The 17,809-nt window shown below is 68.8% G+C and carries 19 protein-coding genes; 12 read left to right on the plus strand and 7 right to left on the minus strand.

Going from position 1 to position 17,809, the window contains the following annotated elements:
- Nucleotides 1–9 precede the first annotated feature (9 nt).
- Nucleotides 10–1,053, minus strand: a complete 1,044-nt coding sequence (locus ACAZ03_RS07465) for a LacI family DNA-binding transcriptional regulator (protein ID WP_373356806.1) — start codon at nucleotides 1,051–1,053, stop codon at nucleotides 10–12.
- 203 nt (nucleotides 1,054–1,256) lie between these two features.
- On the opposite strand from ACAZ03_RS07465, the gene ACAZ03_RS07470 reads away from it, so the two are divergent.
- The 3 genes from ACAZ03_RS07470 (at nucleotide 1,257) to ACAZ03_RS07480 (ending at nucleotide 4,762) form a co-directional block, all read left to right on the plus strand.
- Entirely contained in the window at nucleotides 1,257–2,003 is a 747-nt protein-coding gene (locus tag ACAZ03_RS07470) for a cytochrome c biogenesis CcdA family protein (RefSeq protein WP_373356807.1), read from the plus strand.
- Between the two features lie 171 nt (nucleotides 2,004–2,174).
- A complete protein-coding gene (locus tag ACAZ03_RS07475; protein WP_373356808.1) occupies nucleotides 2,175–3,410 on the plus strand; it encodes a hypothetical protein in 1,236 nt (411 codons plus the stop codon).
- Complete coding sequence (locus ACAZ03_RS07480; RefSeq protein WP_373356809.1) at nucleotides 3,407–4,762, plus strand: cytochrome P450; 1,356 nt, start codon at nucleotides 3,407–3,409, stop codon at nucleotides 4,760–4,762. The genes ACAZ03_RS07475 and ACAZ03_RS07480 overlap by 4 nt, the downstream gene beginning before the upstream one ends.
- 22 nt (nucleotides 4,763–4,784) lie before the next feature.
- Here the strand turns inward: ACAZ03_RS07480 and ACAZ03_RS07485 are convergent, their stop codons facing one another.
- Both ACAZ03_RS07485 and hpt read right to left on the minus strand, forming a co-directional pair.
- The gene (locus ACAZ03_RS07485) at nucleotides 4,785–4,961 is read right to left on the minus strand and encodes a hypothetical protein (RefSeq protein ID WP_373356810.1); all 177 of its coding nucleotides are present in this window, start codon (nucleotides 4,959–4,961) and stop codon (nucleotides 4,785–4,787) included.
- Nucleotides 4,961–5,497, minus strand: a complete 537-nt coding sequence (gene hpt / locus ACAZ03_RS07490) for a hypoxanthine phosphoribosyltransferase (RefSeq protein ID WP_373356811.1) — start codon at nucleotides 5,495–5,497, stop codon at nucleotides 4,961–4,963. The genes ACAZ03_RS07485 and hpt overlap by 1 nt, the downstream gene beginning before the upstream one ends.
- A gap of 108 nt (nucleotides 5,498–5,605) precedes the next feature.
- On the opposite strand from hpt, the gene ACAZ03_RS07495 reads away from it, so the two are divergent.
- The 5 genes from ACAZ03_RS07495 (at nucleotide 5,606) to ACAZ03_RS07515 (ending at nucleotide 9,886) form a co-directional block, all read left to right on the plus strand.
- A complete protein-coding gene (locus ACAZ03_RS07495; RefSeq protein ID WP_373356812.1) occupies nucleotides 5,606–6,049 on the plus strand; it encodes a type II toxin-antitoxin system RatA family toxin in 444 nt (147 codons plus the stop codon).
- Between the two features lie 135 nt (nucleotides 6,050–6,184).
- Nucleotides 6,185–6,526 carry a hypothetical protein gene (locus tag ACAZ03_RS07500; RefSeq protein ID WP_373356813.1) on the plus strand — a complete coding sequence of 114 codons (342 nt, stop codon included), beginning with the start codon at nucleotides 6,185–6,187 and terminating at the stop codon, nucleotides 6,524–6,526.
- The gene (locus tag ACAZ03_RS07505) at nucleotides 6,523–7,269 is read left to right on the plus strand and encodes an RNA methyltransferase (RefSeq protein ID WP_373356814.1); all 747 of its coding nucleotides are present in this window, start codon (nucleotides 6,523–6,525) and stop codon (nucleotides 7,267–7,269) included. Before ACAZ03_RS07500 ends, ACAZ03_RS07505 begins: the two co-directional genes overlap by 4 nt.
- Nucleotides 7,269–8,417, plus strand: a complete 1,149-nt coding sequence (ctaA, locus tag ACAZ03_RS07510; RefSeq protein ID WP_373356815.1) for a heme A synthase — start codon at nucleotides 7,269–7,271, stop codon at nucleotides 8,415–8,417. Before ACAZ03_RS07505 ends, ctaA begins: the two co-directional genes overlap by 1 nt.
- Nucleotides 8,414–9,886, plus strand: coding sequence for a carboxypeptidase M32 (locus ACAZ03_RS07515; protein WP_373356816.1), 1,473 nt, complete (start codon nucleotides 8,414–8,416; stop codon nucleotides 9,884–9,886). Before ctaA ends, ACAZ03_RS07515 begins: the two co-directional genes overlap by 4 nt.
- Before the next feature lie 128 nt (nucleotides 9,887–10,014).
- Here ACAZ03_RS07515 and ACAZ03_RS07520 read toward each other — a convergent pair whose 3' ends face one another.
- Nucleotides 10,015–10,230 (minus strand): DUF1127 domain-containing protein, encoded by a 216-nt coding sequence (locus ACAZ03_RS07520; protein ID WP_373356817.1) that lies wholly within the window; start codon nucleotides 10,228–10,230, stop codon nucleotides 10,015–10,017.
- Between the two features lie 120 nt (nucleotides 10,231–10,350).
- Between ACAZ03_RS07520 and ACAZ03_RS07525 the strand changes: the two genes are divergently transcribed.
- From ACAZ03_RS07525 to rpsI, 3 genes are all read left to right on the plus strand, one after another.
- Nucleotides 10,351–11,721, plus strand: a complete 1,371-nt coding sequence (locus ACAZ03_RS07525) for a PLP-dependent aminotransferase family protein (protein ID WP_373356819.1) — start codon at nucleotides 10,351–10,353, stop codon at nucleotides 11,719–11,721.
- A 147-nt stretch (nucleotides 11,722–11,868) separates the two neighbouring features.
- Nucleotides 11,869–12,330: a 50S ribosomal protein L13 gene (gene rplM, locus ACAZ03_RS07530; protein ID WP_373356820.1), complete on the plus strand. Its 462-nt coding sequence runs from the start codon at nucleotides 11,869–11,871 to the stop codon at nucleotides 12,328–12,330.
- Nucleotides 12,330–12,833 carry a 30S ribosomal protein S9 gene (rpsI, locus tag ACAZ03_RS07535; protein WP_373356821.1) on the plus strand — a complete coding sequence of 168 codons (504 nt, stop codon included), beginning with the start codon at nucleotides 12,330–12,332 and terminating at the stop codon, nucleotides 12,831–12,833. Before rplM ends, rpsI begins: the two co-directional genes overlap by 1 nt.
- 48 nt (nucleotides 12,834–12,881) lie before the next feature.
- On the opposite strand, the gene ACAZ03_RS07540 is transcribed toward rpsI, so the two are convergent.
- From ACAZ03_RS07540 to ACAZ03_RS07550, 3 genes are all read right to left on the minus strand, one after another.
- The gene (locus ACAZ03_RS07540) at nucleotides 12,882–13,532 is read right to left on the minus strand and encodes a glutathione S-transferase family protein (protein WP_373356822.1); all 651 of its coding nucleotides are present in this window, start codon (nucleotides 13,530–13,532) and stop codon (nucleotides 12,882–12,884) included.
- Nucleotides 13,533–13,609: 77 nt separating this feature from the next.
- The gene (locus tag ACAZ03_RS07545) at nucleotides 13,610–14,296 is read right to left on the minus strand and encodes a hypothetical protein (protein ID WP_373356823.1); all 687 of its coding nucleotides are present in this window, start codon (nucleotides 14,294–14,296) and stop codon (nucleotides 13,610–13,612) included.
- A gap of 83 nt (nucleotides 14,297–14,379) precedes the next feature.
- The gene (locus tag ACAZ03_RS07550) at nucleotides 14,380–15,684 is read right to left on the minus strand and encodes a hypothetical protein (protein ID WP_373356824.1); all 1,305 of its coding nucleotides are present in this window, start codon (nucleotides 15,682–15,684) and stop codon (nucleotides 14,380–14,382) included.
- 196 nt (nucleotides 15,685–15,880) lie between these two features.
- Between ACAZ03_RS07550 and ACAZ03_RS07555 the strand changes: the two genes are divergently transcribed.
- Nucleotides 15,881–17,749, plus strand: coding sequence for a hypothetical protein (locus ACAZ03_RS07555; protein ID WP_373356825.1), 1,869 nt, complete (start codon nucleotides 15,881–15,883; stop codon nucleotides 17,747–17,749).
- Nucleotides 17,750–17,809 lie beyond the last annotated feature (60 nt).

Here is a 17,809-nt window from a genome sequence, read left to right on the forward strand (position 1 = left end):
AGATGTGTCTCAGATGGCCGGGGGTTGCACCGTCTCGGACGGCTCCAGGGTGCAGGGCAGAACGCGCTGCACCGGGCTGGCGGCCCGGCCCGCCAACAGGTCGAGCAGGGCGCCGACCGCCGCCTCGCCCATCTTCTCGCGCGGGATGCGGATACGCGTCCAGCGACGGAACTCGGGTCGATCCTCCATCGGAGCGGCGAGCACCCCGATGGAGAGATCCTTGGGAACGCTGAGGCCGAGCCCCTTGAGCACCGCCTCGGCCGCCTCGGCATGGGCGGCGCTTTCGGTGAGGATCGCGGTGACGCCCTCGGCGCGCAGGCGGCTCATCCGGGCGGCGTCCAGATCCCCGGGCGCGAGGCGCAGGAGCCAGTCGTGGCGCTGCACCAGCCCCGCCGCCTCCAGCCCCGCCCAGTAGCCATGCTCGCGGTCGAGATGCTGCTCGCGCGGGTCCTTCTCGCCCAGATAGGCGATGCGCGCATGGCCGAGCCCGGCGCAATGGGCGACCATGTCGCGGGTCGCGCTCGCATAATCGGCGGCGATATAGCTGATCTGACCGGCGCTGATCTCGCGCCGGCCGATGGTGACGAAGGGAAACTCCTCGGCGACGAGGCGCGTCAGCTCGCTCTTGTCGGGCTCCTGCCCGAAGAGGATGGCGCCGTCGGCCAGCCGCAGGCGATTGGCGCCGGAGGGATAGATCTTGCGGCCCTCGGCCGTGTCGCCCTTCGCCTCGTCGCCCCGCGAGGTGAAGAGAAGGAGGTCATAGCCCGCCCGCTCGACCCCGCGCTCGATGCCGAGGAGGAAGGGGTAGAAGAAGTTCGCGCGATCCGAGGGAAACACCGGCTCGTAGGTGAAGACCCCGAGGAGCCGCCGCTCGCCCCCGGCCAGCGAGCGCGCCACGAGGTTCGGCACATAGCCGAGCCGCTGGACGGCATCATGCACGCGCTGGGCGGTCTCGGGCGCGACGCGGATCGAGGAGTTCTTCTTGGGGCTCAGGACCGCCGAGACGACCGCCGTCGACACGCCCGCCGCCCGCGCGACATCGCGCTGGGTCATGGCCCTCGGGCGCTTCTCTTGGCGCGCGGTCACGAATCGACCGGGGTGATTGAGCGCTTAATCATGCGCGAATGCTTAACGCCCGGGCGCGCCGCCTGTCAACAACCGCGCCGGGCGTGGCCGATGGGGCGCTCCCGCCAGTGTGACGGGCATCGGACAGGCGCCCTCTTAACGCGCCCGCGCAAACCGGATAACTCCCCCCCATGCTCGACGCCGCCGCCATCCTCGACGCCTCGCTTTTACCCGCCGCGCTCATCGCGCTGGCGGGGGGCGTGCTGTCGTTCCTGTCGCCCTGCGTCCTGCCCATCGTGCCGCCCTATCTCGCCTATATGGGCGGGGTCTCGGTGACGGAGATGGAGGGCCGCGCCCGGGGCCGGGTGCTGCTGGCGGCGCTCTTCTTCGTGCTTGGGCTCTCGACGGTCTTCCTGCTCCTCGGCTTTACCTTCTCGGCCATCGGCCGGGTCTTCCTCGGCTATCAGGACTGGTTCATCGCCGCCGCCGGCGTGACCATCATGATCTTCGGCGCGCATTTCATCGGCATCTTCCGGATCGGCTTTCTCGACCGCGAGGCGCGGATCTCGGCGGAGGGGCAGGGCGGCGCCTTCGGGGCCTATCTGCTCGGCCTCGCCTTCGCCTTCGGCTGGACGCCCTGCCTCGGCCCCGTCCTCGGCGCCATCCTCGGGCTCGCGGCCGGCGAGGCCTCCGTCACCCGCGGCACGGCGCTGCTCGCCGCCTATGCGCTGGGGCTCGGCCTGCCCTTCCTCGCCGTCGCCGCCTTCTTCCCGCGGCTCAAAGGGGTCATGGCAGCGATGAAGCGGCACATGGGGCGGATCGAGAAGATCTCGGGCCTGCTCCTCTGGACCGTGGGCCTTCTGATGCTCACCGGCCAGTTCACCGCGTTTTCGTGGTGGCTGCTGGAGACCTTCCCGGCGCTCGGCGCGGTCGGATAGCGGGGAGGGGGCTGTCTGCCCCCCGTCGGACTGAAGGCGTCGCCATCGCCGCTCGAACCGATGGCGCGGCGATGGCGACCCCCCCCCGAGGATTTTTCGGGAGCAAAGACTTGGGAGAAGCGGGGGCGGCATAGGCTTAATTTCGCCGAAAATGCGAAGTACCGTCGCGCCATGGCAGAGGCTGAGGCAGGGCAGGTCAGGCGGCGGCGGGTGTTCTACATCCCCGGCTATGACCCGATTCACCCAAGGCGCTACCGCGAGCTCTACCGCAAGGAGGGCGCGGCCCAGGCAGAGATCTCGGGCTACGGGCTCGAGCTGCGCCCCAAGGCGCCCGGCACCGGCGCCTATGGCTGGCATGTGACCGGCGCGATCGAGGGGGCGGAGGTCGAGGCCGAGGTCGAGGTGCTCGTATGGTCCGACATCGTGCGCCAGTCGATGCCGGGCTCCATCGGGGCGACCTATCTGCAGATGGTGAAGACCGCCTGGATCTACATCTCCACCGGCACGCTCCGGCGGCTGATGTGGATGCGCAAAGGCCCGGTGATCGCGGCGCTCTTCCCGGTGGGCGCGCTGATCCTGGAAGCGCTCCTCGCGTTCGCCGCCGGCTGGATCCTCGGGGCGCTGGCCGCCTGGGGCGCGCGGGCGATCTGGGTGCCGCTCGGGCCCTTCGTCTTCTGGCCGGTGCTGCTGGTCGTGGGACTTCTGGTGCTGAGGTGGTTCAAGTCGAAGGACGGCAAGATCTACGCCTATTACTTGATGCACGATTACGCCCATTCCGCCGGGCTCCGCGGCGCCTATCCGCCGGAGCTGGAGGTGCGGATGGCCGAGTTCCGCGCCCGGATCGCGGCGGCGCTGGAGGACGATGTCGACGAGGTGCTCGTCGTCGGCCATTCCTCCGGCTCCTACCTCGCGGTGACGATCCTTGCCGATCTCATCCGCGCCGGGGTGCCGGCGGGCGGGCCGGCGTTGTCGTTCCTGTCGCTCGGGCAGGTGGTGCCGATGGTGTCGTTCCTGCCGCGGGCCTGGCGGCTGCGGGCCGATCTCGCCTATCTCAGCACCCGGCCGGAGCTCTTCTGGCTCGACGTCACCGCGCCGGGGGACGGCTGCGCCTTCGCGCTCTGCGACCCCGTGGCCGTCTCGGGCGTGGCGCCGGAGGGGCAGCGCTGGCCGCTCGCCATCTCCGCCGCCTTCACGCAGACGCTCTCGCCCGAACGCTGGGCCGAGCTGCGCTGGCGGTTCTTCCGCCTGCATTTCCAGTATCTCTGCGCCTTCGACCGGCCGGGGGACTACGACTACTTCCGCATCACCGCCGGGCCGCAGACGCTCGCGGCGCGCTATACCGGCCGCGCGCCATCCAAGAGCCGCATAGATGTGCCGGCGTCGAAATACACTTCGGTCGCCCCGTGAGGCAGCCGCCGAAGCCGGCCGCGCGGGCGCAGAAGGTTTCGCTCCTTCGCTACCTGCGGCTCTTTCGGGAGGACATCCTCTCCGCCCAGCCGGCGCGGCTCTACCGGGCCTGGATGGCGGAGTTCCGGACGCCCTTCTTCCGCTCGTACCTCGCCAATGACCCGGCGCTCATCGACCTCGTGCTCAAGTCGCGGCCCGATGCCTTCCCCAAATCGACGCGGATCGCCGAGGGGCTGAGGCCGCTCCTCGGCAATTCGGTCTTCCTCACCAACGGTGCCACCTGGAAGCGCCAGCGGCGGATCATCGACCCGGCCTTCGAGGGCGGGCGGCTGAAGGACACCTTCCCAGCCATGCAGGCGGCGGCCGAGGCGGCGGCGCGGCGCCTCGCCGCGAAGGCCGGCGGGGAGCCGATCGAGATCGAGGAGGAGGCGAGCTTCGCCGCCGCCGACATCATCTTCCGCACGCTCTTCTCGATCCCCATCGAGCACGAGATCGCGCGGGAGGTCTTCGCCAAGTTCCGCGCCCACCAGCGCGCCCAGCCGATCCTCAACCTCGCCGCCTTCGTCCCGCTGCCCCGCTGGCTGCCGCGCTTCCATTCGCGCACGGCCCGGGCGACGGCGAAGGAGATCCGGGCGCTGATCACAAGGCTGACCGAGGCGCGGGCGGCCGAGATCGCGGCGGGCACGGCGCCCGATGACCTCGCCACCAAGATCATGACGACGCGCGACCCGGTGACGGGGGAGGGCTTCTCCCCCGAGGAGATGGTCGACCAGGTGGCGATCTTCTTCCTCGCCGGGCACGAGACCTCGGCCTCCGCCCTCGGCTGGGCGCTCTGGCTGCTGGCCGCCTTCCCGGACTGGCAGGCGCAGGTGGCGGCGGAGGCGCAGGCCTTCCCCGGCAGTTTCTCGGGCCTCTCGACGCTCAAGGTCACGCGCGACGTCTTCCGCGAGACGCTCCGGCTCTATCCGCCGGTGCCGATGATGGTGCGAGAGACGACGGAGCCCGAGACCTTCCGCGAGCGCCCCGTGCGCCCCGGGGCGCAGGTGGTGCTTTCGCCCTGGCACCTGCATCGCCATGAGCGGCTCTGGGCGCGGCCCGACGATTTCGACCCGGCGCGCTGGCAGAGCCCTGAAGGCAAGGCGAGCGCCCGCGCCGCCTATATGCCCTTCTCCGCCGGCCCCCGGGTCTGCACCGGGGCGGGGTTTGCCATGGCGGAGGGGGTGCTGCTCCTCACCAGCCTGATGAAGGAGCTTTCCTTCGAGGAGGTGCCCGGGCGCGAGCCGGTGCCGGTCGCGCATCTGACGGTGCGGGCGAAGGACGGGATCTGGCTGAAGGTGCGGCGGCGGGGGTGAGCTCGGCGCAAGTTCGTGGCCGTCAGCCCCGGAACATCCGCCCCCGCGGGCCGTTCGGCGTCAGCCAGTCCGGCCAGCCCCAGATCCGGTCCACCGCGTAGAGCGCCCCGCAGAGCACGATCACCGCCAGCACGACCACCACGGTCCGCGCCGCCGGTTGCCGGCGGGCGAGCATCGACATGCGGAGAAGGAGGTGCATCATCCGGGGAAGCGGACCTTGCCGATGAACGGCAGGTTGCGGTTGCGCTGGGCGTAGTCGATCCCGTAGCCGACGACGAATTCGTCGGGGATCGAGAAGCCGATCCAGTCGGCCTTCACATCCGCCTCGCGCCGCGTGGGCTTGTCGAGAAGGGCGATGGTCTTCAGCCGCGCCGGGCCGCGCCCCTTCAGCATGTGGATCACATGGGCGAGCGTGTGGCCGGTGTCGACGATGTCTTCGACCACCAGCACGTCGCGCCCCTCGATGCCGGAGCGGAGGTCCTTGAGGATCCGCACCTCGCGGCTCGATTCCATCGCATCGCCGTAGGAGGAGGCCTCGATGAAATCGACCTCCACCGCCAGGTCGAGCTCGCGCACGAGATCGGCGATGAAGACGAAGGAGCCGCGCAGGAGCCCCACCAGCACAAGCTGCGGTGTGTCGCCGAACTCGCCGCGGATCTCGCGCGCAAGCTCCTCGATCCGCGCGGCGATGGCCTTGGCGGAGATCATCTCGTCGATGACGTAATCCTTGCTCATGGCGCAGACATGCGGCAACGCGGCCGGCTTTGCAAAGGTGAAATCCCGCCCTTTGCCCTTGAACTCGCCGGCGCGGCGGACTTCATGAGGCCCCGAGAAGGGAGCGCCATGACCCACCATTCCGAGACCCGCCACCTGCCTTACACGCCCGACCAGATGTACGATCTGGTCGCAGACGTGGCGCGCTACCCCGAATTCCTGCCCTGGACGGCCGCCGCCCGCATCCGCTCGCGGGAGGACAAGGGCGATCACGAGGTCATGCTCGCCGATCTCGTCGTCTCCTTCCGGGTGTTCCGCGAGAGCTTCGGCAGCCGCGTGGTGCTCTGGCCCGCGGAGAAGGCGATCGACACCTCCTATATCGACGGGCCGTTCAAGCGGATGGACAGCCGCTGGGAGTTCCGCCCGGCGGAAGGCGGCTGCGAGGTGCATTTTACCGTCGATTTCGAGTTCAGGAACCGGCTCCTCCAAGGGGCGGCGGGGCTCTTCTTCACCGAGGCGATGAACTCCATCGTCCGCGCCTTCGAGGGGCGGGCGAAGGCGCTTTACGGCTGAGGGGGAAGGGGGCTGCCCCCGTCGCCCGAAGGGCGACTCCCCCCGCGGGTATTTGGAGAAGAGCGAGAGGCGGCTCAGCTCTTCGGGGGCAGGGCGCGGACGGTCGCGAGAGAGAGGGCGAGGAGGCGCGTCAGGGTGGCATCGTCCGCCAGGGCCTCGGGGCGCGGCGAGGACGAAGCCGCCCATGGTGCGGGCGCCCATGGTCATCGGGCCGACGCCGGGCAGGGCGAGGGCTTCCTCCATCGCCATCTTGCCGGGGCGGAAGAGCGCGGTGCCCTCCGATCCGGCGCAGGCGACCATGTGGCCCGAGATCATGAGCGCGAGGCCGCCGAACATGCGCTGTTCGGTGAGGCCGGGCTCCCCCGCCAGATGCTCGCGCAGCAGCTCCGCCACGCCCTCGTCATAGGCCATCCGCCCCTCCCGCTCCTCGCCGTGCTTGTGCGCTCACCGGGCGAAGCGTATCACGCCGCCCGATGAGTGACATTCCCTTCCTGCCCCCCGCCTTCGTGCTGGTCCGGCCCCAGATGGGTGAGAATATCGGCGCCGCGGCGCGCGGTATGCTCAACTTCGGGCTCGAGACGCTGCGGCTCGTCGCCCCGCGCGACGGCTGGCCGAACCCGGCCGCGGGCGCCATGGCCTCCGGCGCCGGGCGGCTGCTCGATGCGGCCGGGGTCTTTGACGACACCGCCGGGGCGCTGGCCGATTGCACGCGCGTTTATGCGACAACGGCGCGGCCACGCGGGTTGACGAAGCGCGTCGTCTCCCCCGAGCAGGCGATGCGCGAGGCGCATGCGGCGGCGCTCAAGGGCGAGCGGGCGGCGGTGATCTTCGGGCCGGAGCGGGCGGGGCTGGAGAACGAGGATATCGCGCGGGCGGAGGCCATCGTCTCCATCCCCGTGAACCCGGACTTCGCCTCGCTCAACCTCTCGCAGGCCGTCAACCTCCTCGCCTATGAATGGCGCCGCGCCGCGCTGGCGCCGGAAGCGGAGCGGCTGGAGCTGGCCGGTGCCGTGCCGGCGCCGGGGATCGAGCTCGAGAAGCTCGCCGAGCATTGGGAGGAGCGGCTGGAAGAGGCGCAGTACTTCTTCCCGCCCGACAAGGCGCCGGGGATGAAGATCGTCCTGAGGAATTTTCTGTCGCGCGCCGGGATGACGCGCGCCGATGTGCAGATGCTGCACGGGGTGATGCGCGCCATGGTGCGCTGGAAGGAGCGGGGCTGATGGCTCAGAAACCGAGAGCGATCTTCGAGGAGGTGGGCAGCACCCAGAAGGCGGCGGCGGCGCCGGGTGGCATCGACCGCGGCCGGCGCGACGCAAGGGGGGCGATCCGCATCTGGCTGGCCGTGCTCTTCTTGCTCGTCGTCGCCATGGTGCTGATCGGCGGGCTGACGCGGCTGACGGACTCGGGGCTCTCCATCACCGAATGGAACCCGGTCTCGGGCGCGCTGCCGCCCACCGATGCCGCCGCCTGGGACGAGGAGTTCGCCAAGTATCAGGCGAGCCCGCAATACGAGATCCTGAACCGGGGCATGGCGCTTTCCGAGTTCAAGACGATCTACTGGTGGGAATGGTCGCACCGGCAGCTCGGCCGGCTCGTCGGGCTCGTCTGGGCGGCGGGGTTCCTCGTCTTCCTCGCGACGCGGCGCATCCCGCCCGGCTGGACGGGGCGGCTCCTCGCCATCGGCGTTCTCGGCGGCATCCAGGGCGCCATCGGCTGGTGGATGGTGGCGTCGGGGCTGGAGGCGGGGATGACCTCCGTCGCCTCCTACCGGCTTGCGGTGCATCTGGGGCTGGCCTTCGGCATCCTCGGCGCCATCGCCTGGTTCTGGCTGCGCCTCGCCCGGCGCGAGTCCGACCTGCTGCAGGCGCGCCGCTCGGGGGAGAAGCGGCTCTTCGGGATGCTCACCGGGCTTCTCCACCTCACCTTCCTGCAGATCCTCATCGGCGCGCTGGTGGCGGGGATCGACGCGGGCCGTGCCTTCCCGCACTGGCCGACGATGGACGGGCGGAGCCTGTTGCCGCCCGACCCCTTCACCATCACGCCCCTCTGGCGCAACTTCTTCGAGGATGCGGGGCTCGTGCAGTTCATCCACCGGTTGGTGGCCTATCTGATCCTCGCCTTCGCCATCGGCATCCTCATGCGTGCCCGCAAGAGCCCACATGCCCATAGCCGCGGCGCCACCTATGCGGCGCTCGCCATGGTCCTGGTGCAGGCGGTGCTCGGCATCGTGACGGCGATCTATTCGGCGCCGGTGGCTTTGGCCTCGCTGCACCAGCTGGGCGCGGTTGTCACCATCTGCCTCATCCTCCGCGCGCGCTTCTTCGCGCGCTATCCGCTTGTCGCCTCCATCAGGGGAGCCACCCGATGACCGCTTTCGACGACCTCATGACCTATGTCCGCGAGACGGAGGCGCTCAGCCAGGTCGCCGGCCGGCTCGGCTGGGACATGGAGACGGTGATGCCCCCGGGCGCCATCCAGCAGCGGGCCGAGGAGAATGCCGCCATGGCTTCGGTGCTCCACGCCCGCCTCTCTGCCCCGCAGATCGGCGAATGGCTTGCGGCGGCCGAGGCGCCGGATGCGGCGGGGGCGGCACAGCTCCGGCTCATCTCCCGCGAGTTCGAGCGGGTGCAGAAGGTGCCGGCGCGGCTGGCGAGCGACCTCGCCCGGGCGACGGCGCGGGCTCACAAGATCTGGGCGAAGGCGCGGGAAGACGAAGACCCCGCCGCCTTCCTGCCCGCCCTCGCAGAGGTGCTGGCGATCCGCCGGGAGGAGGCGGCCTGCATCGCGGGCGAGGGGGGCGAGCTCTATGACGCGCTCCTCGGCGAATACGAGCCGGGGGCCAAGGCCACCGAGCTCGCCGCGATCTTCGACGCGCTCCGCCCCGGGCTGGTCGAGCTCCGCGCAGCGGTGCGCGGCCAGCCGAAGGCGCCCTCCGTCGCCGGCATCTTCGAGGAGGAGGCGCAGCTCGCCCTCTCCCGCGAGGTGGCGGCCGCCTTCGGCTACGATTTCGAGCGCGGGCGGATCGACAAGGCGGTGCACCCCTTCTCCTCCGGCTCGGGGCTCGATGTGCGAATCACGACGCGCACGTCGCCGACGGATCCGTTCAACTGCCTCTATTCGACGATCCACGAGGTCGGCCACGCCACCTACGAGCAGAATATCGACGCCGCCTATCTGCTGACCCCGGTTGGCGCTGGCGTCTCGATGGGAGTCCACGAGAGCCAGAGCCGCATCTACGAAAACCAGCTCGGCCGCAGCCGCGCCTTCACCGGCTGGCTCTACGGGCGGATGCGCGACCGCTTCGGCGATTTCGGCATCGCGGATGAAGAGGCCTTCTTCGCCGCCGTCAACGCCGTGCATGACGGCTTCATCCGCACGGAGGCGGACGAGGTGCAGTACAACCTGCATGTGATGCTGCGGTTCGACCTCGAGCGGGCGCTGATCTCGGGCGATCTGGAGGTCGCAGACCTCGAAGCCGCCTGGAACGAGCGGTTCCTGAAGGACTTCGGCTTCGCCGTCGACAAGCCGTCGCACGGCATGCTGCAGGATGTGCATTGGTCCGAAGGGCTCTTCGGCTACTTCCCCACCTATTCGCTCGGCAATGTCTATGCCGGCTGCCTGCACGAGGCGCTGCGCGCCGATCAGCCGGGGCTCGATGCCGACCTCGCGAAGGGCGACCCCTCGGCGGCGACGGCCTGGCTGCGCGAGAAGGTCCAGCGGCACGGCGGGCTCTTCGAGGCGCGCGAGCTGATCACCGAGGCCATCGGCACCGCGCCGACGGAAGCGCCACTTCTAAGTTATCTGAACGAGAAGTTCGGCGGGCTCTACGGGCTCTAAGGCAAAGATCTTTCTCGAAAAATCTTTGCGCCAAAAATTCTTCACAGAAGAATTTTTGCCCCCACCGCGCGCAAGAAAAAAGGGGGCCGGTCAGGGCCGGCCCCCAGTCGCTCAGGAAGCACCGGGGATCAGGGCTTCCAGAAAGGCAGAGAGCTCTCGAGCTCGGCGGCACGGCTGTCGAGGCCGATGTCGCGCAGCATGGCAGGGCTCAGACGGGCGAGGCGGCGGCGGCTCGTATAGCGGTGCTGCCAGGTCGCAATGGCACGCACCACGGCCGCAAGCCCGACCGGTCCGGCGACCCGGGTCGCGCTGGAGGTGGAGGCGGGAGCGATGAGGCGGTCCATGGGTCTGTTCCTTTGTATCAATACAATCTTGTGTTTGTGGTGATACATGCATACAATGAATGAAAAGTTCATGTCCACGGGAAGATTGTAATGGATACAAATTGGCTTCCGAATCTTGAAATGCCCGGCGCGCGGGCAAAACATCAGGCCATCGGCCTGTCGATTCGGGAGGCGATTTCCGGGGGTGAGCTGGCGGCCGGGGACCGGCTGCCGCCGGTGCGCGACGTGGCCTGGCGGCTCGGCGTGACACCGGGGACGGTGGCCCGCGCCTACAAGGATCTCGTCGATCAGGAGGTGCTCGTCTCCGGCGTCGGCCGCGGCACCTTCGTCGCCGGCGCGGCGCGTCCCGCCTATCCGCCGGCCGGGCTGCCCTACATGATGGTGGCGACCCCGCCGGACATCCTCAACCTCTCCACCGCGCAGGTGGCGCATGTGGGGCAGGGGGAGGTGCTTCACCGGCTGATGCTCGAGCTGCCCCCGCCCGTGGGGGAGGATTACGTCCGCTATCCGGTGCCCGAGGATGACCTCGTGCTCCGCCGGTTCATGGCCGAGCGATCGGGCGGCGAGGATCATGGGCAGATCGAGGCCGACGATGTCGTCCTCACCGCCGGCGCCCAGCAGGCGCTGGTCACGGCGCTGATGACGGTGCTGCACGGGCCGCGGCCGGTGATCCTGACCGAGGAGCTCTCCTACCCCGGCATCCGCCATGCCGCGGCGCTCATGCGGGCCGAGATCCGCGGCGTGCCGCTCGATGACGAGGGGCCGCTGCCCGAGGCCTTCGACCGGATCGCCGCGGAGACCGGGGCGCAGGTCTTCGTCACCTCCGCCAATGCCCACAACCCCACGACGATCCAGACGAGCCGGGCCCGCCGCGAGGCGGTGGCAGAGATCGTGCGGGCGCGGGGCATGCAGATCCTCGAGGACGATTGCTTCGGCTATGCCCAGGCGGGCCTGCCGGGGTACCGGCTGCTGGTGCCGGAGCGGGCCTGGGTCGCCACCTCGCTGTCGAAGGCGATCAGCCCCGACCTGCGGCTCGGCGCGCTGATCGGCACGCCGGGGCGCACGATCGCGGCGCGGACGGCGGCGCAGCAGCAGTTCTTCGGCATCCCCCGGCCCGTGCGCGAGCTGGTCATGCGGGCGATGGAGACCGGCGCGGCGGAGGAGATCCAGGCCCGCGTCAAGGCCAAGACCCAGGAGAGGGTGGAGACGACCCGCGCGGCGCTCGGCCGGTTTGGCATCGTCACCCGCGATTTCGTGCCCTTCGGCTGGCTGCCGATGCCGCGCGGCTGGCGCGCCTCGTCCTTCCTGCAGGCGGCGGAGCGTCAGTGCATCCGCCTCAAGCCCGCCGATGAATTCGCGCTGATTGACGGGCGGGCGCCCAATGCCGTCCGCCTCGCCTTCACGGCGGTGGCGGAGGACGAGGCCTATGCCGGGGCACTGCGGCGGCTCGCGGCGCTGCTCGACAAGCCGGTCGTGACGATGGAAGCGTGAGGTATTCTGATACCTATATTTCAAGCCATTGATTTTGCGCCAGTTTTCGGCGCGTCCCGGCCTTGACTGCACCAGCCCCATCTCTATAAGCCTGCCATCCGAGAGTTTTACGGGCGCGCCTCGCGCCCACGATCCGAAGGCAGACCAATGAAAACCTATTCCGCGACTCCGGCGGATATCGAGAAGAAGTGGGTTGTGATCGACGCCGAGGGCGTCGTTCTCGGCCGGCTCGCCTCGATCATCGCCATGCGCCTGCGCGGCAAGCACAAGCCCACCTTCACCCCGCACATGGACATGGGTGACAACGTCATCGTCGTGAATGCGGACAAGGTGCAGCTTACCGGCCGCAAGCGCGACAAGCCCAACTACTGGCACACCGGCTATCCGGGCGGCATCAAGTCGCGCACGACGGGCCAGATCCTCGAGGGCGCGCATCCCGAGCGCGTCGTCACCCAAGCCGTCAAGCGCATGCTGCCGGGTGGCAAGCTCAGCCGCCAGCAGATGACCCATCTGCGCGTCTTCGCCGGCCCCGAGCACAACCTCGAGGCGCAGAAGCCCGAGACGCTCGATGTCAAAGTCATGAACAAGAAGAACACGAGGAGCGCATGATGGCCGATCAAGTCAACTCGCTCGAAGAGCTGGGCGAGGTCGCCGGCGGCACCGAAGCGGCCACCGAGACCCTGACGCCCCGCGAGCCCGTCCGTGACGAGTTCGGCCGCGCCTATGCGACCGGCAAGCGCAAGGACGCCGTTGCCCGCGTGTGGATCAAGCCGGGCTCCGGCAAGTTCCTCATCCGCGACAACAAGGGCCAGATGGTCGATTACACCGTCTATTTCGCCCGTCCGGTGCTGCAGATGATCCTGCGCCAGCCCTTCCAGGTGGCCGGCGTGACCGGTGAATTCGACGTGCATGCCACCGTCGCCGGCGGCGGCCTCTCCGGCCAGGCCGGGGCGGTCAAGCACGGCATCTCGAAGGCCCTGCAGCTCTACGATCCTAGCCTGCGCGGCGCCCTCAAGGCGGCCGGCTTCCTCACCCGCGACAGCCGCGTGGTCGAGCGGAAGAAATACGGCAAGGCGAAAGCCCGCCGGAGCTTCCAGTTCTCCAAGCGCTGAGTTCGCTGGACATGTTTGCGAAAGGGCGGCCCCGGGGCCGCCCTTTTGCTATGTGCGCTGAAGGTTGCGGAAGACCTCCGCCTGCGCCTCATAGGCGCGGCGGAAGGCGGGCCGGGCCTCGCCGCGGGCGACATAGGCCGCAAGGTTGGGATGCGCCTCGAGAAGGTCCGAGCCGCCAATCCGGCGGAGCACCCCGATCATGACGAGATCACCGGCGGAGAAGGCGCCGTCGAGCCACTCCGCCTCGCCGAGCCGGGCGGAGAGCTGGCGGAGCCGCGCCGCGATGCGCCCGTCGATGAGCGGCTGGCGCTCCCGATGCCAGAGCTTGTCCGATTCCTGAAAGCGGGCGTTCTCGGCCTCCACAATCGGCTGTTCGACCGTGCCGATGGCGGCGAACATCCAGGTGATCGCCCGGGCGCGTGCCGCCGGATCCTCCGGCAGGAGCCCGGGCCAGCGCTCGGCGATATGCAGCGTGATGGCGGCCGACTCGAAGAGCGCCACATCGCCCTCCTCGAAGGTCGGGATTTGCCCGAAGGGCTGCAGCGCCAGATGCGCCGGCTCCTTCATCTCGGCGAAGGAGACAAGGCGCACCTCGTAGGGCTGCCCGACCTCCTCGAGCGCCCAGCGCAGGCGCATGTCCCGCGCCTGTCCGCGGCCGCGGTCGGGGGAGGCGGCGAAGGCCGTGATGGTGATCGTCATAAAGGTCTCCCGGGGCAGGGAGCCTGATCATGTCCGAGGGTTTGCCCTGCCGTCCAGCGCCTTCAGACAGGCCGCCTTCAGACGGGCCCGCGCATCGCGATCAGCGACTTGGTGAGCCCATAGGCCCGCTCGCGGGCGATCTCGGCATCGTCGAAGAGTTCGGCGAAGACGCGGGGGGTCAAGAGGTGGCAGCTCTCGGCGAGGGCGTAGCTGTCGAGCCGGCTCGAGACCTTGGGGAAATGGCCCATCTGCACGTGGCGGATCAGCCAGGCCTGCGCGCTCTTCGGCAGCCAGTGGAAGCCGGGCATGACGAAATGCGGCTCGATGGGGAACCAGAAGTTCGGCGTCTGGATGAAATAGCCGCGCGCGGCGCCGCGCACCGCATCGCGGAAGCGAATCATCTCGGCCACCTGGCCGACATGCTCGATGCAGGAGTTCGAAAAGCAGATGTCATAGGGGGCCTTGGCGGTGAAGCTGCGCGCATCGCCGGCCACGGCCGTGAAGATGTCGCGCCGCTCGACGTCCGGCGCCGTCAGGTTGACCAGCGTCACGCTGGCGCCGATCTCGCTCAGGTAGTCGAGCCCGACGGATTTCCAGAAGGTCTCCGTGCCGCCGAAATCGACGATGGAGAGGCGCTGCACGCCGGCATAATGCGTGGCCACGAAGCTCTTGAAGAGCGCGGCGCGCCGCGCGCGGTAGCCGTAGGCGAGGCCTTTGCCGTTCTCGTAATCGAAGATCGCCTGACGCGCCCCTAGCCCCATCATCCCCGCACTCCCGTCAATTCCCTCCGTCCTTGCGCGCCGATTGTGTCGCAAGCCGCTCGTCATTGGGGCAAAGCGGGGGCTCCTCACGTGACGCGCAGAAGGGCCTGGAGGGCGGCGATGGCCGAGCGGAGCTCGACATATTCGCCCGTCAGCCGGTTCACTTTCTCCGCATAGGCAGCGAGGCGGGGGCTCGGCGCGATGCCGCCGTCGCTGGTGATCCGGTCGATGAGGTCGGAGCCGTCGGGCAGCCGCGCCGTGCTGCCGGCGCAGGCGGCCGCGGTGGTGCGGTAGAGAAGCGCGAAGGGCCCGAAGGTCTCGCCGGTGGCGGCGGTGATCGGCGGGGTGACGACGCGCGCATCGGCGCGCATCTGGTCGCCCGTCAGCATCTGGCCGGAGGATATGAGCCGCCGCCGGATGACGATGCCGTCATAGCCCGCCGCGGCGCTGTAGCCGAGCGCGAGGTAGCGATGCGGCGCCTCGGGGTTGGCGATGGCTTCCGGCGCGCGGAGGATGGCGGCGATATCGTCCATCCCCGCCACGCGGGGCGCGAAGGCATTGCCGTAGAAGCGCACGCAGCCGGCGAGCACGAAGGGCGCCCCCTCGCTTTGGAGGACCGAGGTCTGCCCGGCCCGCATCGGCAGCAGCGACGGCTGGCCCAGCACCTCGCGTGCCGCACCCATGGCGATCTCGTAGCCATGCGCGGCGACGATCTCGGCGCGGAAGGTGGGGGCGTCGTTCGCCTCCGGCAGGGGCGCGCCGGGGGAGAGGAGGATGTCGCGGGTCAGCACCGTCTCGATCCGGGCGAATTCCTCCACCCAGTCGGCATAGGTGCGGCTCGCCGACCAGCTCCGCACCAGCGCGCGGACGGCCGCGGGGCCCCTCAGATCTCCCTCGCTCGCGAGCTGGAGCGCCCGCGACGTGGCGACGGCGAGGCTGGCGAGGGCCAGCGTGTCGGCGGAGGGGCGATAGGCCGAGATCTCGCCGACGACGCTGGTCAACTCGCGGTCGAGATCGGCGAGGATCGCCGCGCCGCAGTCCGGCCGGCAGAGATCGAGCTGGAAGCTGAGGCCGACGAGCCGGCGCTGATAGGCGCGGATGTCGGCGGAATCGAGCTGGGCGGCGAGGCTTTCTGTCAGCGTCTGGCCGGAGGCGAGGCCGAGGTAATCCGTCAGCCGGCTGTCGAGCCCGGCGATGGCCGCCGAAAGCTCCTGCTGGTTCTCGGCGACGTCATCGCCATAGACCAGCGTGTCGAGCGTGTTCAGCGTATCGAGCGTGAACTTGAGCGCCCCAAGGGCCGAGCCCTGCGCGGCCGCGGCCAGCGGCGCGAGGGCGAGGCCGGCGGCGAGGGCAAGCCCGGCGAAGGGGCGGAAGGGGCGAAGGCGGGTCATGGCCGCCCATCGTTAGCGCGGCGGCGGGCGGCTGCAAAGGGCGAGAGGGCTCCGGAGTGCCTCGGCCCGGGCCCGATCACGGAAATCTTCACCTCCCTGAAGATTTCGACAAGTTTTTGAGATGACGGACGGCGCCGGATGGGGTAACGCTGAGGAAGATATTTTAGAGATTTCTTAGAATTCCTTTGAGGACATCATGGCTTACCTGGACGGGCGCTTTTATTCGCTGACGGGCGACAACTTCATCGACATGATGACCCATGGCTACTGCTGGGATGTCCCTTCCGGCAGTTCCATCTCTCTCTCGCTCTCCGAAGCGCCCTCGTTCGACTGGGACGAGATCTTCTGGATTCAGTGGACCTACATCGATCTCTACGCCGAGATCGACCAATATGTGGATGTCAGGCTGACGTTCAGGGGTTTGTTTCCCGACGCCGAAAACGCGCAGGACTATGGGGCGGATATCAACATCGCGTTCGATGTCGGCGATTACGTCTCGTGGTTCCCGACGTTCACCGGCGTCTACTCGACCGTGAGCTTGCCGCAGCCCGGCCGACCTGAGCTCGGCAATATCTTTCTGAATGCACTCAGCCCGATGGGCACAATCGATCTCGAGACGAAGGGCGGGCTCGGCTATTTCGTCGTCCTGCAGGAGATCGCCAATACGCTCGGCCTGAAGCATCCCGATGAATATGGGTTCTCCGGACGGCCGACCTTCGGGGCGCTGGGCCTCGAGGAGTTCGACGACACGCTCTACACCGTCATGTCGAAGAATTTCGATTACGGCGACGACGGCGAAGGCGGCGGCGCGTCCAATCCCGGCACGCTGATGGCCTACGACATCCTGGCGCTGCAGTATATCTACGGCCCCAACATGGCGAGCAATGCCGGCGACGACTGGTACGAGCTGTCGCGGGACAGGGTCTTCGAATCGATCTGGGATGCCTCGGGCATGGATGCGATCGATGCGCGCGAGGCGGGCGAGGGCTGGTACATCACGCTGCCCGACATGCCGATGTCCGAGCTCGTCGACACGAAGGTCGGATACGCGAAGCCTTTGGCCGATTCCGGGGCGGCGCGGCCGACCGACATGTACTGGCTTCTCGGCGATTTCGAGAATGTCTATGGCAGCCAGTTCGCCGATGTCGTGAATGCCAATGCGTTCGACAACCTGATCAAGGGCATGGGCGGGCGCGACAAGCTCTACGGCTTCTCCGGCGACGATCTCATCAACGGCGGCCCGGATGCCGACGAGATCTACGGCGGCGACGGCGCCGACGTGCTGGCCGGCTACACCGGGTGGGACGAGATCTATGGCGCGGAGGGCGACGATCTTCTGCTCGGCGGCGACGGCGCGGATGCGCTCGACGCCGGCGACGGGGACGACCGCGTGAACGGCGGCCCGGGCGGCGACACGATCTTCGGGCATCAGGGCGACGACCTTCTGAACGGCTCCTATGGCAAGGACTGGATCAACGGCGGCACCGGCAACGATTTCATCAACGGCGCGGCCGACAAGGATGTGCTCTACGGCGCCGGCGGCCATGACAAGGTGGTCGGCGGCCAGGGCAACGACATGATCCGCGGCGGCGCCGGCTCCGACACGCTGCGCGGCAATATCGGCAGCGACCAGCTCGACGGCGGCAACGGCCACGATTTCCTGCGGGGCGACGGCGGTGCCGACAAGCTGACCGGCGGGCTCGGCATCGACACGCTGATGGGCGGGGCGGACAACGACAAGTTCGTCTTCATCAGCACCGACGACAGCCGCGGCAACGTCGTGGCGGCCGACAAGATCCTGGATTTCGAGAAGGGCGACAAGATCGACCTGCACTGGATCGACGCAAGCGAGATCCGCGAGGGCAACAACACCTTCGTCTTCTCCGGCACGGGGGCGCTCGGCACCGACTCCTACGGCGAGGTGGTCTATCGGCAGATCGATCTGGCCGGATCGAAGGACGATTACACGATGGTCTATCTCGACACCGACAGCGACAAGGCGCCCGAAATGGCGATCTATCTTGCCGGTCTGATAGACCTCACCGCATCCGATTTCATTCTCTGACGAGACCCGCTTTTTGGGAGATGACGACGTCAGAGAAGTGGGGTAACGTTTCGTAAACTG

It is taken from the genome of Pseudoroseicyclus sp. CXY001, from assembly GCF_041714655.1.
GTDB lineage: Bacteria > Pseudomonadota > Alphaproteobacteria > Rhodobacterales > Rhodobacteraceae > Pseudoroseicyclus_A.